This is a genomic window from Pseudomonas sp. LD120 (genome assembly GCF_009861525.1).
GTDB lineage: Bacteria > Pseudomonadota > Gammaproteobacteria > Pseudomonadales > Pseudomonadaceae > Aquipseudomonas.
The window spans coordinates 45,978-62,600 of the sequence record NZ_WVHL01000005.1 but is presented as its reverse complement, the minus strand read 5'-3'; the positions used below and the strand labels follow the sequence as shown (position 1 = coordinate 62,600).

The 16,623-nt window shown below is 60.2% G+C and carries 15 protein-coding genes; 12 read left to right on the top strand and 3 right to left on the bottom strand.

Features of this window, described 5'->3' with window-relative positions; all coding sequences use genetic code 11:
- Window positions 1-320: 320 nt before the first annotated feature.
- Complete coding sequence (gene yihA / locus PLD_RS14525) at window positions 321-962, bottom strand: ribosome biogenesis GTP-binding protein YihA/YsxC (RefSeq protein WP_123723777.1); 642 nt, start codon at window positions 960-962, stop codon at window positions 321-323.
- Window positions 963-1,153: 191 nt separating this feature from the next.
- Here yihA and PLD_RS14520 point away from each other — a divergent pair, with 191 nt between their 5' ends.
- The 7 genes from PLD_RS14520 to PLD_RS14490 all read left to right on the top strand — a co-directional run bounded on the left by PLD_RS14520 (window position 1,154) and on the right by PLD_RS14490 (window position 8,594).
- A complete protein-coding gene (locus PLD_RS14520; protein ID WP_159893820.1) occupies window positions 1,154-1,444 on the top strand; it encodes a cytochrome c5 family protein in 291 nt (96 codons plus the stop codon).
- 45 nt (window positions 1,445-1,489) lie between these two features.
- A complete protein-coding gene (locus PLD_RS14515) occupies window positions 1,490-2,095 on the top strand; it encodes a cytochrome c (protein ID WP_159893818.1) in 606 nt (201 codons plus the stop codon).
- A gap of 197 nt (window positions 2,096-2,292) precedes the next feature.
- Window positions 2,293-2,922 (top strand): thiol:disulfide interchange protein DsbA/DsbL, encoded by a 630-nt coding sequence (locus PLD_RS14510; RefSeq protein ID WP_159893816.1) that lies wholly within the window; start codon window positions 2,293-2,295, stop codon window positions 2,920-2,922.
- A gap of 12 nt (window positions 2,923-2,934) precedes the next feature.
- Entirely contained in the window at window positions 2,935-3,813 is an 879-nt protein-coding gene (locus tag PLD_RS14505) for an endonuclease/exonuclease/phosphatase family protein (protein WP_159893814.1), read from the top strand.
- Window positions 3,810-6,017, top strand: coding sequence for a diguanylate cyclase (locus tag PLD_RS14500; protein WP_159893812.1), 2,208 nt, complete (start codon window positions 3,810-3,812; stop codon window positions 6,015-6,017). Before PLD_RS14505 ends, PLD_RS14500 begins: the two co-directional genes overlap by 4 nt.
- Before the next feature lie 101 nt (window positions 6,018-6,118).
- Window positions 6,119-6,901 carry an N-acetylmuramoyl-L-alanine amidase gene (locus PLD_RS14495; protein ID WP_159893810.1) on the top strand — a complete coding sequence of 261 codons (783 nt, stop codon included), beginning with the start codon at window positions 6,119-6,121 and terminating at the stop codon, window positions 6,899-6,901.
- Window positions 6,902-6,971: 70 nt separating this feature from the next.
- Window positions 6,972-8,594, top strand: a complete 1,623-nt coding sequence (locus tag PLD_RS14490) for an EAL domain-containing protein (protein ID WP_159893808.1) — start codon at window positions 6,972-6,974, stop codon at window positions 8,592-8,594.
- 4 nt (window positions 8,595-8,598) lie between these two features.
- On the opposite strand, the gene PLD_RS14485 is transcribed toward PLD_RS14490, so the two are convergent.
- Together PLD_RS14485 and algB are read right to left on the bottom strand one after the other, a co-directional pair.
- Entirely contained in the window at window positions 8,599-10,386 is a 1,788-nt protein-coding gene (locus PLD_RS14485) for a KinB sensor domain-containing domain (RefSeq protein ID WP_159893806.1), read from the bottom strand.
- 10 nt (window positions 10,387-10,396) lie between these two features.
- Window positions 10,397-11,743 (bottom strand): sigma-54-dependent response regulator transcription factor AlgB, encoded by a 1,347-nt coding sequence (gene algB, locus PLD_RS14480; RefSeq protein WP_159893804.1) that lies wholly within the window; start codon window positions 11,741-11,743, stop codon window positions 10,397-10,399.
- A 438-nt stretch (window positions 11,744-12,181) separates the two neighbouring features.
- Here algB and PLD_RS14475 point away from each other — a divergent pair, with 438 nt between their 5' ends.
- The 5 genes from PLD_RS14475 to PLD_RS14455 all read left to right on the top strand — a co-directional run bounded on the left by PLD_RS14475 (window position 12,182) and on the right by PLD_RS14455 (window position 16,579).
- Window positions 12,182-12,466, top strand: a complete 285-nt coding sequence (locus PLD_RS14475; RefSeq protein WP_159893802.1) for a hypothetical protein — start codon at window positions 12,182-12,184, stop codon at window positions 12,464-12,466.
- Window positions 12,467-12,548: 82 nt separating this feature from the next.
- Complete coding sequence (locus PLD_RS14470) at window positions 12,549-12,713, top strand: DUF1328 domain-containing protein (protein WP_084378456.1); 165 nt, start codon at window positions 12,549-12,551, stop codon at window positions 12,711-12,713.
- A gap of 2 nt (window positions 12,714-12,715) precedes the next feature.
- Window positions 12,716-13,180, top strand: a complete 465-nt coding sequence (locus PLD_RS14465) for an inhibitor of vertebrate lysozyme family protein (RefSeq protein WP_159893800.1) — start codon at window positions 12,716-12,718, stop codon at window positions 13,178-13,180.
- A gap of 743 nt (window positions 13,181-13,923) precedes the next feature.
- Complete coding sequence (gltP, locus tag PLD_RS14460) at window positions 13,924-15,252, top strand: glutamate/aspartate:proton symporter GltP (RefSeq protein ID WP_159893798.1); 1,329 nt, start codon at window positions 13,924-13,926, stop codon at window positions 15,250-15,252.
- Window positions 15,253-15,349: 97 nt separating this feature from the next.
- Window positions 15,350-16,579, top strand: a complete 1,230-nt coding sequence (locus PLD_RS14455; protein WP_159893796.1) for a nucleoside recognition domain-containing protein — start codon at window positions 15,350-15,352, stop codon at window positions 16,577-16,579.
- Window positions 16,580-16,623: the final 44 nt, after the last annotated feature.

Here is a 16,623-nt window from a genome sequence, read left to right as displayed (position 1 = left end):
ATAGTTTTTGCAGTCCACTGGAACTAAATCGGTGAAGGCCACTCAGAGTTACTGAATGGCTGGTGAAGCCCTTCGATGCTCCTATGTTGTGTTAAGTGTTGGCAGATATCTGGACCTCGCCCTAGCGGTCTAGAGCTTGAACCCCGAACTTCCCCCTCCCCATACGAAGTCCGGGGTTTTTTTTGTCTGAAAACTGCCTGGGAAATGATCATGCTGCGTTAAAAGCGCGGCGCGAAATGCTCATTTACAGCCAGTAAACTCCGCTTTCGCAGCGCGTTTTTTCCTTTCCTGATCATCCTCCAGACAGTTTCCGATGGCTCTCAGGCCTCGATTTCGGCGCCTTTGTCGGCCAGCTCCATCCAGCCCGCCAGTACGGTGTAGGCCTCTTCCAGGCCCATGCGCTTGGGGGCTGAGAACAGTTGGATGGTGACGGCTTCGCCCCAGCCCTTACGGATCTGCGACTGGACTTTGAGCAAGGTGTTCTTGGCCGCGCCGTAGGTCAGTTTGTCGGCCTTGGTCAGCAGAATGTGCATCGGCATGCCGCTGGCTACAGCCCAGTCCAGCATCAGCAGGTCGAAATCGGTCATGGGATGACGGATATCCATCATCAGGATCAGGCCTTTGAGGCTCTCGCGGCTACCCAGATAGGCTTCCAGGTGGCGCTGCCAGTGTTGCTTGAGCGGGATCGGTACTTTGGCGTAACCATAGCCCGGCAGGTCGACCAGACGGCGATCATCGTCTAGCTTGAAGAAGTTCAACAGCTGCGTGCGCCCCGGAGTTTTCGAGGTGCGGGCCAGGCTGGCGTGGGTCAGGGTGTTCAAGGCGCTGGATTTGCCGGCGTTGGAGCGCCCGGCAAACGCTACTTCAAAGCCATCATCGTCAGGGCATTGATCGACTTTGGCGGCGCTGAGCATGAACGTAGCCTGTTGGCACAGGCCGAGGATGGGGTTCTTGAGTTGCATGGGATTTCCGATTGGGGCGGTGCCGAGAGTGGACGCGGCGAGCGGTGTCGTTTCCGTTTCAGTAACGCCAGTATATAATGCCGCAGATTTTGTGTGCGCTTTGTCCCAGCGTAGGATGAAGTTCACGAGGGCGATAAACCTTGGATGCGCGATAGAACGCATCACGCTCTCAACCCTGAAAAGGTCGTCTTATGACGAAATGGCTGCTAGCTGCCGGTGTCTTGATGCCGCTTTACAGCGCTCAGGCTACACAGGATCCGGAAGCTGTGTACAACCGTGTTTGTGGGGCTTGTCATTCCGGCCAACTACCCACGGCGCCCCGTAAGGGCGACCAGGAAGCTTGGGCGCCGAGGTTGGCGCAAGGTATGGAGACGCTGGTGCAACACGTGACCCAGGGTTTCAAGGCGATGCCGCCGCGTGGTTTGTGCATGGACTGCAGTGCCGAGGATTACCGAGCAATCATCTATTGGATGAGCGAGTGATCCCGGTCCATAACTCTTAACCCTTAGCCGTAGTTGGATTAGCTGATGAACAAATTACTCGTGAGTCTGCTGTTGACCTTGGGCATCACAGGTGTAGCCCATGCCGCAGGCGACGCTGCTGCCGGTCAGGCGAAAGCCGCAGTATGTGGCGCTTGCCACGGTCCTGATGGGAACAGCATGGCGCCAAACTTTCCCAAGCTGGCGGGCCAGGGGGAAAGGTACTTGGACAAGCAGTTGCACGATATAAAGTCAGGCAAGCGCCAGGTGCTGGAAATGACCGGGCTGTTGACTAACCTGAGCGACCAGGACCTGGCAGACCTCGCCGCTTACTTCGCGAGCCAGAAAGGCAGCGTCGGCGCAGCAGATCCTAAGCTCGTGGCCCGTGGTGAAGAGCTCTTCCGTGGCGGCAAGCTGGATCAGGGCATGCCGGCTTGTATCGGTTGCCACGCGCCAAACGGTGCGGGTAACGCTGCGGCCGGTTTCCCTCACTTGGGTGGTCAGCACGCACAATACGTGGCCAAGCAGCTGACGGACTTCCGTGAAGGCAACCGTACCAACGACGGCGACACTATGATCATGCGCGCCATTGCTGCCAAGCTGAGCAACAAGGACATTGAAGCCGTGTCCAGCTATATTCAGGGTCTGCACTAAGGCTGGCTCGATCAGGTTGTTGACAGTGTTGAGCCGCGGCAACCTTAATGATCGATTAATCTGATGGTGCAAGCATATAAGGGTGGCTCAGGCCGCCCTTTTTTGTGGCGTCTGCCGCTACACTAGCGAAATCATGTCCGCCATGATCTGTCTGAATTCAGGTCGCGCGAGGCGCCCAAATTGTCCAGGAGTAAAGCATGCGTAATCTGATTCTCAGTGCCGCTCTCGTCACCGCCAGCCTGTTTGGCGTGACCGCTCAAGCCGCCGAGCCGCTTGAGGCCGGTAAAACCTATGTCGAGTTGAGCAGCGCCGTTCCGGTTGCGGTGCCTGGCAAGATCGAAGTTGTCGAGTTGTTCTGGTACGGCTGCCCGCACTGCTACGCCTTCGAGCCCACCATCAATCCTTGGGTTGAAAAACTTCCCTCTGACGTCAACTTCGTACGCATTCCGGCGATGTTCGGCGGTATTTGGAACGTTCATGGCCAGTTGTTCATCACCCTGGAAGCCATGGGCGTTGAGCACAAGGTTCACAAAGCCGTATTCGAAGCCATCCACAACGGCAAGAAACTCGCCACTCCAGAAGAGATGGCCGAGTTCCTGGCTGCCGAAGGGGTCGATAAGGGCAAGTTCCTGAGCACCTACAATTCCTTCGCCGTCAAAGGCAAGGTTGAAGACGCCAAGAAGAAAGCCCAGGCCTATCAGATCACTGGCGTACCGACCATGGTGGTCAATGGCAAATACCGTTTCGACTTGGGTACCGCTGGCGGTCCTGAAGGCGCGCTGAGCGTAGCCGACCAGCTGATCGCTAAAGAGCGGGCAGCCAAGTAAGCGCTGCCTGTCATGTCGCGCTGGGGCTCGGAACGCATCGTTGGCCTGCATGATGCGCAGGTCAACGAACATCATTTAGCATCCACCGGCCTGCCGGCTGACAGTCGCCTGCGGTTACTCAGTTTCAATATCCAGGTCGGTATCAGTACCGAACGTTATCGTCATTACCTGACCCGCGGCTGGCAGCACCTGCTGCCCCATAACGGCCGGGCGGACAATCTGCAGAAGATTGGCAGTCTGCTGGGTGATTTCGACCTCGTGGCCCTGCAGGAGGCCGATGGTGGCAGCCTGCGTTCTGGCTATATCAATCAAGTGGAACATCTGGCTCAGCTGGGTGCCTTCCCTTACTGGTACCAACAGCTCAATCGCAACCTGGGGCGCCTGGCTCAGCACAGCAATGGCGTGCTCAGTCGGTTGCGCCCTTGGGCTATCGAAGACCATCCGTTGCCCGGCCCCAAAGGGCGCGGCGCCATCCTGGTGCGTTTCGGCGAAGGTCCCGAGGCGCTGGTGGTGGTGATGATGCACCTGGCGCTTGGCGCTCGTACCCGAACCCGGCAGTTGGCGTATATTCGCGAGCTGATCGGTGGTTACAAGCATCAGGTGTTGATGGGGGACATGAATACCCATGCCAGCGATTTGCTGGAGCATTCCCCTTTGCGTGACCTCAGCCTGTTGGCGCCGCAACTGCAGGCGACCTTCCCCAGCTGGCGTCCACAACGCTGCCTGGACCATATTCTGCTCAGCCCCAGCCTGACGCTGGAGCGTGTCGAGGTCCTGGCCCACCCCATATCCGATCACCTGCCTGTCGCGGTAGAGATTCGTCTGCCGGGTTCGCTCACGGCTGATGCATTGCCCGCGTTGAGTCCTGCCCCACGCGGAACCGATGAATGAGCGACGACGCCCAGCGCTGGAAAGAAAAATACCTTAAAAGCATCGAACAGCAGGACAAGCTTGAGCGCCGATGGGCGGCTCGCCTGGACTTGCTGCGACGCGGTCTGGTGCGCAGCACCCTGGCGGCGGAAGGTAGCGACCGTGCGGTCGACCAGTGCATGAAGGAAATGCGCGAGGTGGTGCGCACCGATGACATGGACGCCAAGTTGGCGGCCCTGTTGCCACGTCTGGAAAAAGCCGTGCTGGATTCCGAGCAGCGGCGGGAAACCCGGGTCGAGCAGATGAGCAGCGCCTTGACCGCGCTGGTGACTCAATTGCAATCGCTGCCGCTGCCCCGGGACGTCAGTCGTCCCTTGAAGGCGTTCGCCAAGCAGTTGGACAGTCGTGTCGATCAGGCGCGGGAGATTCCCTTGCTATTGGGGGAGCTGAGCAGCCTGCAGGGTAAGGCTTTGAGCCATTTGGAGAGTCCTGCGGAGCCTGGGCGACCGAGCCTGTTGCAGCGTTTGTTTGGTGCCCGAGACGCCGCTGACGAGCCGCCCGTCCCCGTCGCGCCGACTGCGCCCCAGGCGCCGGTACCGGCCGCCGCGTTGACCCCTGCTCCCCAAGCGGAACAAGCAGTGAGCGCCGACGAAGCCGTGCGCGAGCACTACCAGCCGCCGACGGCGGCCTTGCCTGAAAGCGTCGAGACCTCTAAGGCACCAGCACCAGAGGGCCCGCTACAGCCACAGGCTGATCCTGCGCCTGAACCAAGCGTCGAGGCGCCCGCGGTCGTTGAGCTCGAAAAGAGCCTTGCGCCCTCCCCGGCCCCAGTGGTGGCGTTCGAGCCCCCGGTTCTGGCGTCGGAGCCAAACACGGAGCCCGCGCCTCAGGTCGTTATCGCGGTGCAGGATCCAGCGCCCATCGTGGTTGAATCCAAGGGCCAGGCTGCCATAGAGGCGGCGCTGATCCCCAAGGTAGCGCTGGAACCTGCAAGTGCGGCTCCGAGTGAACCGGTAGCGTTCAACCCCGATGAGTTGCAGCCAGCTCCTGCGGTTGCGCCTGTGGTGCTGCTCGACAGCCTGCCTTTGCCGACAGTGATGGCCGAGGCCCTGGCGGCCATTGATCCGGAACAGTCGGAGCACGATGTGCTCTACGCGCTGCCAGACTCCCCTGAACCGTCCTACAGCTCGGTGGCCAAGCACATTGAGCACACGTTGCTGGGGCTGCTTGACGACCTCAGCCTGCCAGAGCGCCACCGGCCTCAGGCCGAAGCCATGCGCGATCGCCTGCAACATGGGCTGAATTGGTACGAACTGCTGCCGATCCTTGACGATCTGGCAGTGTTGATGCTGGCAATCACTGACTCTGGTCAGCATGAGTTCGAGAACTATCTCAAGCATCTAAACGAACGCTTGGAAGCCTTCCAGAGCAATCTGCAAGCGGCCAGCGATGGCCATGCCGACAGCCGTTCGGCGGCTCGGGCGATGGACACCCAGATCCGCGAACAGGTCGATGGCTTGCAAAGCAGCGTGCAGGACGCAGCGGACCTGGATGACCTCAAGCAGGTGCTGGAGAGTCACCTGGAAGGCCTGCTGGGCACCATGGATCAGCATCAGAAGCAGCGCGACGAGCGTGAGAAGGACATGGCCGATCGTCTGCAAAGCCTGGCGCAAAGGGTTTCGAGCATGGAAGAGGAGGCCCAGGGTTACCGAGAACATCTGGAGGAACAGCGCCAGAAGGCCTTGCTCGACCCGCTGACCGGCCTGCCCAACCGCGCTGCGTGGAGCGAGCGCCTGGAGCATGAAGTCGGTGAATGGCAGCAGCATGGCAACAGCCTGCTACTGGCCATGCTCGACCTCGACCATTTCAAGCGGGTCAATGACAACTACGGCCACCTGGCGGGGGACAAGGTGTTGAAGATCATTGCCAACGTGTTGCGCAAGCGCCTGCGTGGCAGCGACTTCATCGCGCGCTTCGGCGGTGAAGAGTTCGTTTTGTTGATGCCCAATACTCCGTGGCCCGTGGGGATGCGGATAGCCGAGACCCTGCGCGTGGCGATCGAGGCTTGCCCGTTCCACTTCAAGGGCGAGCGGGTGACCATTACCATGTCCATCGGCTTGAGTGCGTTCAAGGCAGGTGACCGCAGTGATCTGGTGATTAAAAGAGCCGATCAGGCGCTGTACCGGGCCAAAGATGCTGGTCGCAACCGGGTTGAGGCAGGTTGAGGTGCGGGCTGATTCCTGTCTGAAACCATTGTTTTGCTCATGATCATCCAGGCACTACGTTACACTGTTGCATTATCGTCTTTTGCGTACTGCCCCTTGCCATGAAACTCCTCGCTCTTGCCTGCTCCCTGCTGATCCTCGCTGGTTGTGCCAGCGGTCCACGAATCGACACCAGCCACCCTTCGGTCAACTACGATCAGCGTGTTCAGTTCATCATCGTCCATTACACCTCGGCGTCGTTGGAACGCTCCCTGGCGTTGCTGACCCAGGGCCAGGTCAGCAGCCATTACCTGATCGGTGACGACAAAGCCGCCACCCTCTACAAGCTGGTGGATGAGCAGTATCGTGCGTGGCATGCCGGCCAAAGCCAGTGGCAAGGCCGTACTTGGCTCAATTCCAGCTCCATTGGTATTGAAATCGTCAATCCCGGCTTCAGTGACGGTCCTAACGGACGGCGCTGGTACCCCTACAGCGAAGCACAGATCCAGAACCTGATCGTGCTGCTCAAGGATATCAGCCAGCGTAACAACATCTCCCCGCGCAATATCATTGGCCACAGCGACATTGCCCCCTTGCGCAAGCTTGATCCGGGGCCGTTGTTCCCTTGGAAGCGCCTGGCCGAGGCTGGCCTTGGTCTGTGGCCCAATGCCGAGGCCGTGGCCCGCCAGCAGGTGTTTTATGCGGCTAACCTGCCGAGCATCAGTTGGTTCCAGGAGCAACTGGTACACCTGGGCTATGACACCCCGCAGACTGGTGAACTGGATGTGGCCACCCGTCACGTGCTGGCGGCGTTCCAGATGCACTTCCGGCCGAGCCGTTTCGACGGTACGCCAGACGCCGAAAGCGCGGCCATCTTGCAGGTGCTTAACCAGACAAAAAACTGACGCCGCCGGACGGCTCGCGCCAATTGCTCAATCAGTTGCTATAACTCATTGGTAATCCTTCGGATCTCTGATGATGCCGGCTGTTCGCCAACCCATGCGTGCCTGGTTCTATCGCCCCTGGTTGCTGGCGACGCTGGCGGCCGTGCTGAGCGCGGGGATTTTCGTGCTGGGCAGCGCTGGCGTGGCCATGCACCAGATCCAGCAGCGCGAAAGCGCGCAGATGAATGCCCAGAGTCAGCGTTTTCTGGAGCGCCTGGAGCAACTGTTCGTGCAGCTGCGCGAAGGCCTGGACGAACTGGAGGCGCAGCCGCTGCGCGAGTGCAGCCCGGACATGATCGTGGCCTTGCAGAAGGTCAGCTACAACTACCGCTTTATCTATGAAGCGGCCTACATGGACGCCACCCAGTCCTGTTCCAACTGGCCGCGACACCCTCTCACGTCTTCGGACAGGGAAGCGGATATTCGCGGGCCGACTTACAGCTATTGGCTAAACACCTCGACCCAGCCCAACGAAAACCTGGCAACGCTGATGCTGGGACGGGGGCATTTCCGGGTTGCCACCTCTCGTGGACATTTGACCGACGTGGTCGATCTGCCACCCGGCGGCAGCCTGATGGTGGTGGTCGATCATGGTCAGCGGGCGATTCCGGTGCTGGGGGCGCCCCGTGTCTGGCCTCCGTTGCAGCCATGGCAGGCCAGCCACAACGGACCCTTGCAGGTCACCCTGGACCTGCTGATCTATCGCATGCCGACGCAAAATCCCGAATATCAGCTGGTGTTGATCGCGCCTCGGGCCAGTCTGCGGACGGAAATGCTCAACGGTTGGTGGTGGCTGTTGCCGGCCAGCCTGTTGTTGGCGCTGTTCGTTGGGGTTTTGGTGTATCAGTTGATGCGTCAGCGTCAGACCCTGGGCGCGGAGTTGCAGGGAGCCTTGCGTCGGGGGGAGTTGCAGGTGCTCTATCAGCCAATTTTCGACCTCAATAGCCGCCAGTGTGTCGGCGCCGAGGCGCTGCTGCGCTGGCGTCGCCCGGATGGCACCCTGACCAGCCCCGATCTATTCATTCCCCTGGCGGAAAATACTGGGCAGATCCGGCAGATCACCGACTTCGTCCTGCAGCGTCTGCTGGAGCAGTTGGGGCACGTTTTGCGGGCCAATCCGCAGCTGTACATCTCGGTGAATCTGGCGGCTTGCGACGTGATGGTGCCGCGCATTGGCGTGGTCATGGCGCGACTGTTGGCGCAGCACAACGTGGCGGCGCAACAGATTGCTTTCGAGGTGACCGAGCGCGGCTTGATCGATGTGGTGGTGGCGCGTGACAACCTGCAAGCCCTGCGCGATGCCGGGCATCAAGTGTTGATCGACGATTTCGGTACTGGCTATTGCAGCCTGTCCTATCTGCAAACCCTGCCGGTGGATTGCCTGAAGATCGACAAAGCCTTTATTGACGCACTGGGCCACGACGCCGCCAGCAGCGGCGTGGCGCCGCACATCATTCGCATGGCCCACGCGCTGAAGCTCAAGGTGATTGCCGAAGGCATCGAGTTTGAGGACCAGGCGCTGCTGTTGTGCAGCGAAGGCGTGAGCTTCGGTCAGGGCTGGTTATTTGCCCATGCCCTGACGGCGCTGCAATTTACCGAGTTGATCACCCGCGGGCGCCGCCTGATGAGCCGGCGCCTGGGGGACGAGACGTAAGCACCTACAGCGGCAGCGCCATGTAGAACTGAGTCCCTTGTCCTGGTCGTGAATACACACCCATGCGCCCGCCGTGGAGCTGGACGATTTCCTTGCATAGCGCCAAGCCGAGTCCGGCGCCACCTTTCTTGCGCCCCACTTGGACAAAGGGTTCAAAGATCCGCCCCTGCTGGCCGTACGCGATGCCCTCACCGTTGTCCTCGACACTGACAATCACCCGTTCGCCGTGGCGTCGGGCTTGTAGGTGTATCTGGCCGCCGCTGGCGGTGTGGCGCAAGGCGTTGTCGATCAGGTTGTCCAGCACCCGTTCCAGTTGCGGACGGTCGGCGTGCAGGCGCGGCAGTGGTGCCTGGACCTCCAGCAAGAGCATGATGCCTTGTTGATGCGCCTGTTCGGCGAAGCGGCTTTGCGCCTGTTCTAACAGCGCTTGCAGAGGGCACGGGGCCAGGACGAGTTTTTGCAGACCGTTCTGGTAGCGAGAGAAGTTCAGCAGGTCGTTGATCAGTTGCATCAGGCGCTGCATTTCTTCATTGACCGTATTGAGCAGGTCGGTTTCCCGGGAATCCTCGGCAAAGTGCAGGCGCTCCTGAAGCAGGCCGAACGCCATGTGCATGCCGGTCACGGGGGTCCTTAGCTCGTGGGAGGCACGCAGCACGAATTCACTGCGCACCCGCTCGAACGCCCGCTGCTCGGTGACATCGTGGAGCACCATTACCGCGCCGAGAATATGGCCCTGAGTGTGGCTCACCGGGGTCAGGCTGTAGGTCAGCAGGCGCGATTCGCCATCGACCTTGATATCCAGGTCCTCCGGCGCGCGCTCCAGGCTGCCGCCACGCAGGACCAATTGCAGTTGTTCGTCCAGTTCGGGGCGTTGCAAGGCCGACCCCAGCCCTTGGCCGAGGCGTTCCTGGTCCCAGCCCAATTGACGCTGGGCCACGGGGTTGAGGTGCTCCAGGCGGCCTTGGCGGTCGATCATCAGTAAACCGTCGTCAATGCTGTCGAGCACCGCCTGCAAACGTTGCTGGCCGGCCAGCAGCTCGTCAACGTTGGTTGCCTGATGCTGGCGCAGGGCTTCGGCCATGATCCCAAAGCGGCGGGTCAGCAGGTTCATTTCCGCCGCCGCCGAGATGGGCAAGGTAACGTCGAAATTGCCTTCGCCGATCTTGTCGGCGGCTTTGGCCAGGGCTTCGATCGGACCACCAAAGCGCCTGGCGATGGCGTGGGCGGTGACAAAACCGATGATCAGCACCGCCAGCCCCACCAGCCCTAGCAAGCCGGCCACCAGCAGTGCGCGGTCGTGGGCTTGGCGCTGCACTTGGCTGATGTTCTCCAACGCCTGTCGGTGTTGGCTGATCAGCCCGCTGCGCAGGGCATTGAATCGTTCGGTCAACGGGTTGTTGTCACTGAGCCCGGAGGCGCTGGCGCTGCTAAGTTCAAAGGCCTGGAAGAAACGCTGGTAGTCGCTGCGGGCCTGCTGAAAACCATGCAGGGACTGGGTTGGCTGCTCGTGGGCGATGCCCTGATCAAGCAGATCCAGATATTGTTTTCTGGAGGCTTGCAGGGCCGCGTGGTCGGGATTGCGGCTGAGCATGATAATCAACTGGTCGCCCAGGCTCTGGCGCAGCTTGAGCCCCAGGTCCAGGGTGATGAAGTTGTCGCGGATTAGCGATTCCTGATTGCTGGCCATCTGCATCACGCTGACCAGACCCAGCATCAGCCCCAGCAGGGCAGCGGTGATCAGCGCCGAAATGCTCAGAAACAGCCGGGTCCGCAGTTTCATCGCTAGCTTCATGAGGTTGCGCTCACAGGTTGTACTGTTTGCGTTTGCGGTACAGCGTCGAAGCGTCGATGCCCAGGGTCTTGGCCGCTTGGTCCAGGGTGTCGCTGGTGGCCAGAACAGCGCCGATATGGGCCTTTTCCAGCTCGTCCAGGCTTAGCGCCGCACCGATGCGCGGGGCGTTCTGGGTCGGCTGCTCGGCCATGCCCAGGTGGCTGATTTCCACCCGCTCCTGGGGGCAGATGATGCTCGCCCGCTCTACCACGTTGCGCAATTCGCGGATGTTGCCTGGCCAGCGGTAATTGAGCAGGGCTTCCCGGGCTTCGTCGCTGAAGCCCCGGCCAGGCCGCGAATACTCTTTGACGAAGCGTGCGAGGAAGCGGTCGGCCAGGGTCAGGATGTCTTCGCTGCGCTCGCGCAGTGGCGGCAGGTGCAGGGTGATCACGTTCAGGCGGTACAGCAGGTCTTCACGAAAACGTCCGTCGCGCACCATGTCCTCAAGGTTGAGGTTGGTGGCGGCGAGGATGCGCACATCGGCGCGGCGGGTCACTGGGTCACCGACGCGCTCATATTCCTTGTCCTGGATGAAGCGCAGCAGCTTGGGTTGCAGGGTCAGCGGGAAGTCACCGATTTCATCAAGGAACAGGGTACCGCCATCGGCCTGATTGACCCGCCCCAGGGTGCTTTCGCTCGCGCCGGTGAATGCGCCGCGACTGTGGCCGAAGAGTTCGCTTTCCATCAGTTCGGCGGTCAACGATGGGCAGTTGATGGTCACGCAGGATTTTTTCGCCCGTTTGCTCCAGCCGTGGATGGCCCGCGCCAGCTCACCTTTACCCGTCCCGGACTCGCCAAGAATCAGGATGTTGGCGTCAGTACTGGCAACCTGGCGTGCGGTTTCGAGGACCACTTTCATGGCCGGGCTGTGGGAGTCCAGGCCGTCCTTGGGTTTGCGCACTTCGCCTTCCAGGGCTTCCAGGCGCGCCGACAGCTGGCGCACTTCCAGTTGCTTGGCGGTGGCCAGGCGCAGTTGGTCGGGGCTGCAAGGCTTGACCAGATAATCGGCGGCGCCGGCCTGGATCGCATCCACCGCGGTGTCCACGGCGGAGTGGGCGGTGACGATCACCACTCGCATCCAGGGCGCTTGAATGCGCATTTGTGCCAGCACGTCGAGGCCGTTGTCTTCTCCCAGGCGCAGATCGAGGAAGCACAGGTCGAAGACCTGGCGCTGCATCAGCGCGTCAGCCTGGGCCGCGCTGTTGGCGGTGGCCACGGTGTAGCCCTCGTCTTCCAGGCAATAACGAAAGGTGCGAAGGATGGCGGATTCATCGTCAACCAGAAGGATGCGGCCTTGATTCTCCGGCGCTGACTCCATGTTCCCAGGCTCCTCTAATGACTGATCTGATTTAGTCCCGGATAAATCGGGCAAGTTGCAATGTTAATTCTGATCCATTCCACGGCACGCAGGTTAGATATCTCCGGTTGAAGTGGCTAACAAGCTGAAATTTCGAATGTTCTGCCCGGAGCGCACGCGGCGTGAGTCTGTATCAGGCTGTCCGCCGATTGGCAAAGTTCCCCCTGTGATCAAAAAACGTTCAAGGTTTTTCGGGCCGATCGTGCATTCCGCACGATCGGCCAGGTGCCATCGTGCAGGATGCGTGTGTGAGGGGGCCGCATGAAGAGATTAAGTCATTGATTTAATTAATAAAAAACTCTTATTAAAAGCTGGCATGCAGACTGCAATAGCCCTCTTATCGAGAAGCGCGGGCCATGGCTTCCATCACAACACCACCAATGTGGGAGAAGTTTCAGGATGAATCGCCAACGTCTTGCCCTATTGCGTATTGCGCCACTGCATATTCAGCAAGGTCTGTTTGCCAGCCTGGCGTTGTTGGTCACGCTGCTTGCCTGTCAGCAGTTCCAGCGCTGGCAGGACAGCCAGGCGCCAGCGCCGCGTGTGCCGGTCCACCATTCCACGCACCCCCATTTCACCTCGGTCAGTAACCAGCTCTCCGACCCGACTCCCGCGCACTGGATGGCTGCCGATCAGGCGCAGCCGGCGCTGGACGCGCCGCGTCAGGAACGCTGGGTGTTCTAGGCATCAAGGCCGGGGCTGCAACTCGCGGCATCCGGCTGGCTCCACCGGCATCACCACTAATAGAAGAGTAAGGAGAATCACCATGCTGAGCTGGGCAATCACGTTCTTGATCATTGCCATTGTTGCCGCGGTACTGGGCTTCGGTGGTATCGCGGGCACTGCCACGGGTATCGCCAAGATTCTCTTCGTGGTGTTCCTGGTGATGTTTATTGTTTCGTTCTTCTTTGGCCGTCGCGGCCGAGGCTGATCATGAGTCTTTCGTTGAAAACATGGGCTGCCACGTTGTTGCTGGGTGTCAGCACCCTGGCGTCGGCGGCCAATGATGGCCAGGCACGAGCCAATCAACTGCTGAGCTCGGACGAGCAGTTTCGTGAAACCTGGAAGGGGGTTGTGCACAAGGAAGAGCGCCTGCCCGATTGGGTGATGAACCTATCGGGCGCGGCTCAACAAATGACAGCCGTGGAGGAGGATGGCGAGCGCTATCTGGTGGGCCCTTTGTGCGAAACGGCACAGAGCTGCCAGCACCAGCGCCTGATCGTGGCTTTCAGCTTCGACAAGGAGCATGCATACGCAATGCTGGTGGAAGTGCCAGCGGGGTTACCCGTGGATAAATCGCCCACCCGGCATGCCCACTATCGCTTCCTCGGCGAGCCCGATGACGGGATGCAGGCATTGCTCAAGGAACAACTGCGCAAGGCCCCGAACTGGTACTGAGTTCGAGGTGCATTATGCGCATTTTGATAGACGAAGGGGCCTCCCAGGCACTTTCGCCTGTTGCACCACCCGAGGAGGGCGTATGCATGACCAAGGGGCCGGGATGTTCTGATCCATGTGGTCGGAGTGACCTAGAGGTACAGGGAGTACCTTCGTACAGGGCCGGGTCAGGAACGAACCGCGCCGCAGGTGCGCAAGTCGGCAAGCGACTTGACGGGCTTGCGGCGTGTTTGAAATGCAAAGACTTGTTCTAGAGCCATTGCTACTTATTTGCCGCACCCTTCCCCGCTGAAAAATCTTCCCTTGATCCCGATCAAACGTTTCTGGTTGTTTCTCTGCGACCGTACATCGAGAAACTTTGCGGAAAATCTGCATCACCCATGGGCGCCTTACCCAGAACTTTCCTGAGTTTTTTTCAGAATATTCCTGACTCATCCGACAACCCCGAACACCGCCTGAAATGGCTGTTTTACGGCATTATTGCCTGCCGAAATGGCGTATTCGAACCCTGTGGGACGCTGTTTTTTTTTATGAAAACTCATGCCGATTCGGCATAGGGTAGGCGTTTACGGCATTAGACGCGCCCCCCCTGCATCGGAATAGTTGCGCCTTTTTTCGCCCGAAGAGAGCCGTAAATAATCGCTCGGGATGACCTTATACGGGGGCTGATGCACAAACTTTTCCGCCATTGAGCGTTCCAGTTCGCGCATCAGCCCGATTCCAACTGAAGTAAGGGTAATGATATGAAGAAGGCAAAATTAAGCCTCGCCTGGCAGATCCTCATTGGTCTGGTCTTGGGGATTGCGATTGGCGCGCTGCTCAATCATTTCAGTGCTGAAAAGGCCTGGTGGATCAGCAACGTCCTGCAACCTGCGGGCGATATCTTTATCCGCTTGATCAAGATGATCGTGATCCCGATCGTCATCTCCTCGCTGATTGTCGGCATCGCCGGTGTCGGAGACGCCAAGAAACTTGGCCGTATCGGTCTGAAGACCATTATCTACTTCGAAATCGTCACCACCATCGCCATCGTCGTCGGCCTGCTGCTAGCCAACCTGTTCCACCCGGGTTCAGGCATCGACATGAGCACCCTGGGCACTGTGGATATCTCCAAGTACCAGGCCACCGCCGCCGAAGTCCAGCATGAACACGCGTTCATCGAGACCATCCTCAACCTGATTCCGTCGAACATCTTCGCGGCCATGGCCCGCGGCGAGATGCTGCCGATCATCTTCTTCTCGGTGCTGTTCGGCCTGGGCCTGTCGAGCCTGCAGTCCGATCTGCGTGATCCGCTGGTGAAGATGTTCCAGGGCGTCTCGGAAAGCATGTTCAAAGTCACCCACATGATCATGAACTACGCCCCTATCGGTGTATTCGCGCTGATCGCGGTGACGGTCGCCAACTTCGGTTTCGCCTCGCTGCTGCCATTGGCCAAGCTGGTGATCCTGGTGTACGTGGCCATCGCCTTCTTCGCCTTTGTGGTCCTGGGCCTGATTGCCCGCCTGTTTGGCTTCTCGGTGATCAAGCTGATCCGCATCTTCAAGGATGAACTGGTGCTCGCCTACTCCACCGCCAGCTCGGAAACCGTGCTGCCACGAGTGATCGAGAAGATGGAAGCCTACGGAGCGCCGAAAGCCATCTGCAGCTTCGTGGTGCCGACCGGTTACTCCTTCAACCTTGACGGTTCGACCCTGTACCAGAGCATCGCGGCGATCTTCATCGCTCAGCTGTACGGCATCGACCTGTCCATCAGCCAGCAACTGCTGCTGGTGCTGACCCTGATGGTCACCTCCAAAGGCATCGCCGGGGTTCCGGGCGTGTCCTTCGTGGTGCTGCTGGCGACCCTGGGCAGCGTGGGCATTCCGTTGGAAGGCCTGGCTTTTATCGCCGGTGTGGACCGTGTGATGGACATGGCACGTACCGCCTTGAACGTCATCGGCAACGCCCTGGCGGTGCTGGTCATCTCCCGTTGGGAAGGCATGTACGACGATGCCAAGGGCCAGCGCTACTGGAACTCCCTGCCGCACTGGCGCAGCAAAGAGCCGCTGCCAAACGCTGAGGTCAGCCGCTGATCCCTAGCCGCTAACAGAACAAACCCCGGTCAACCCGGGGTTTGTCGTTTCTGCCCGCCCCGCTATCATTCGCCGCATCTTCCGAGGGATATGACTGATGCTCAATGGCCTGTGGCTTGGCTTCTTTGTTGTCGCGACCGTGTCGGCCCTGGCGCAGTGGCTGGTAGGCGGAAACGCCGGCATCTTTGCCGCCATCGTGGAAAGCATCTTCGCCATGGCCAAGCTGTCGGTGGAAGTCATGGTGCTGCTGTTCGGCACCCTGACCTTGTGGCTGGGCTTTCTGCGGATCGCCGAGAAGGCCGGCATCGTCGAGTGGCTGGCCAAGGTGCTGGGCCCGCTGTTCAAGCGCCTGATGCCCGAGGTACCGCCCGGTCATCCGGCGCTGGGCCTGATTACCCTGAACTTCGCCGCCAATGGCCTGGGCCTGGATAACGCCGCCACGCCCATCGGGCTCAAAGCCATGCGCGCCTTGCAGGAACTCAACCCCAGCGCCACCACCGCGAGCAATGCGCAGATCCTGTTCCTGGTGCTCAATGCGTCGTCATTGACCCTGCTGCCCGTGACGATTTTCATGTACCGCGCCCAGCAAGGCGCCGTGGACCCGACCCTGGTGTTTCTGCCGATTCTCCTGGCCACCAGCGCCTCGACCCTGGTGGGCCTGCTGTCGGTGGCGGTGATGCAGCGCCTGCGCCTGTGGGACCCAGTGGTGCTGGCTTACCTGATCCCCGGTGCCCTGGCCCTGGGGGCGTTCATGGCCTTGCTGGCAACTCTGTCGGCCACAGCTCTGGCGTCCTTGTCGTCGATTCTGGGCAACCTCACGCTGTTCGGCCTGATCATGTTGTTCCTGGTGATTGGCGCATTGCGCAAGGTCAAGGTCTACGAGGCCTTTATCGAGGGCGCCAAAGAGGGTTTTGATGTCGCCAAGAGCCTGTTGCCGTATCTGGTGGCGATGCTCTGCGCCATTGGAGTGTTGCGGGCTTCCGGCGCGCTGGATTTCGGCCTCGACGGCATTCGCCATCTGGTGTCTTGGGCTGGCTGGGACACGCGCTTCGTCGACGCCCTGCCCACCGCCCTGGTCAAGCCGTTCTCCGGCAGCGCGGCCCGGGCGATGCTGATTGAGACCATGCAGAGTCAGGGTGTGGACAGCTTCCCGGCATTGTTGTCGGCGACCATCCAGGGCAGCACTGAAACCACGTTCTACGTCTTGGCGGTCTACTTCGGTGCCGTGGGTATTCAACGGGTACGCCACGCAGTGGGCTGTGCCTTGCTGGCGGAGTTTGCTGGCGTGCTGGCGGCGGTTGCGGTGTGCTACTGGTTCTTTGGTTGAGCGGATCACGCCTTCGCCGGCGGGTCGGTTTGCGCTGCCTGGTG

Bases quoted from the DNA above. Each gene is read 5' to 3' on its own strand.
- PLD_RS14515 (WP_159893818.1), top strand. From the start codon at position 1,490: ATGAACAAATTACTCGTGAGTCTGCTGTTGACCTTGGGCATCACAGGT.
- PLD_RS14495 (WP_159893810.1), top strand. From the start codon at position 6,119: ATGAAACTCCTCGCTCTTGCCTGCTCCCTGCTGATCCTCGCTGGTTGT.
- yihA (WP_123723777.1), bottom strand. From the start codon at position 962: ATGCAACTCAAGAACCCCATCCTCGGCCTGTGCCAACAGGCTACGTTC.
- PLD_RS14490 (WP_159893808.1), top strand. From the start codon at position 6,972: ATGATGCCGGCTGTTCGCCAACCCATGCGTGCCTGGTTCTATCGCCCC.
- PLD_RS14500 (WP_159893812.1), top strand. From the start codon at position 3,810: ATGAGCGACGACGCCCAGCGCTGGAAAGAAAAATACCTTAAAAGCATC.
- PLD_RS14470 (WP_084378456.1), top strand. From the start codon at position 12,549: ATGCTGAGCTGGGCAATCACGTTCTTGATCATTGCCATTGTTGCCGCG.
- PLD_RS14475 (WP_159893802.1), top strand. From the start codon at position 12,182: ATGAATCGCCAACGTCTTGCCCTATTGCGTATTGCGCCACTGCATATT.
- gltP (WP_159893798.1), top strand. From the start codon at position 13,924: ATGAAGAAGGCAAAATTAAGCCTCGCCTGGCAGATCCTCATTGGTCTG.
- PLD_RS14520 (WP_159893820.1), top strand. From the start codon at position 1,154: ATGACGAAATGGCTGCTAGCTGCCGGTGTCTTGATGCCGCTTTACAGC.
- PLD_RS14485 (WP_159893806.1), bottom strand. From the start codon at position 10,386: ATGAAGCTAGCGATGAAACTGCGGACCCGGCTGTTTCTGAGCATTTCG.
- PLD_RS14510 (WP_159893816.1), top strand. From the start codon at position 2,293: ATGCGTAATCTGATTCTCAGTGCCGCTCTCGTCACCGCCAGCCTGTTT.
- PLD_RS14455 (WP_159893796.1), top strand. From the start codon at position 15,350: ATGCTCAATGGCCTGTGGCTTGGCTTCTTTGTTGTCGCGACCGTGTCG.
- algB (WP_159893804.1), bottom strand. From the start codon at position 11,743: ATGGAGTCAGCGCCGGAGAATCAAGGCCGCATCCTTCTGGTTGACGAT.
- PLD_RS14505 (WP_159893814.1), top strand. From the start codon at position 2,935: ATGTCGCGCTGGGGCTCGGAACGCATCGTTGGCCTGCATGATGCGCAG.
- PLD_RS14465 (WP_159893800.1), top strand. From the start codon at position 12,716: ATGAGTCTTTCGTTGAAAACATGGGCTGCCACGTTGTTGCTGGGTGTC.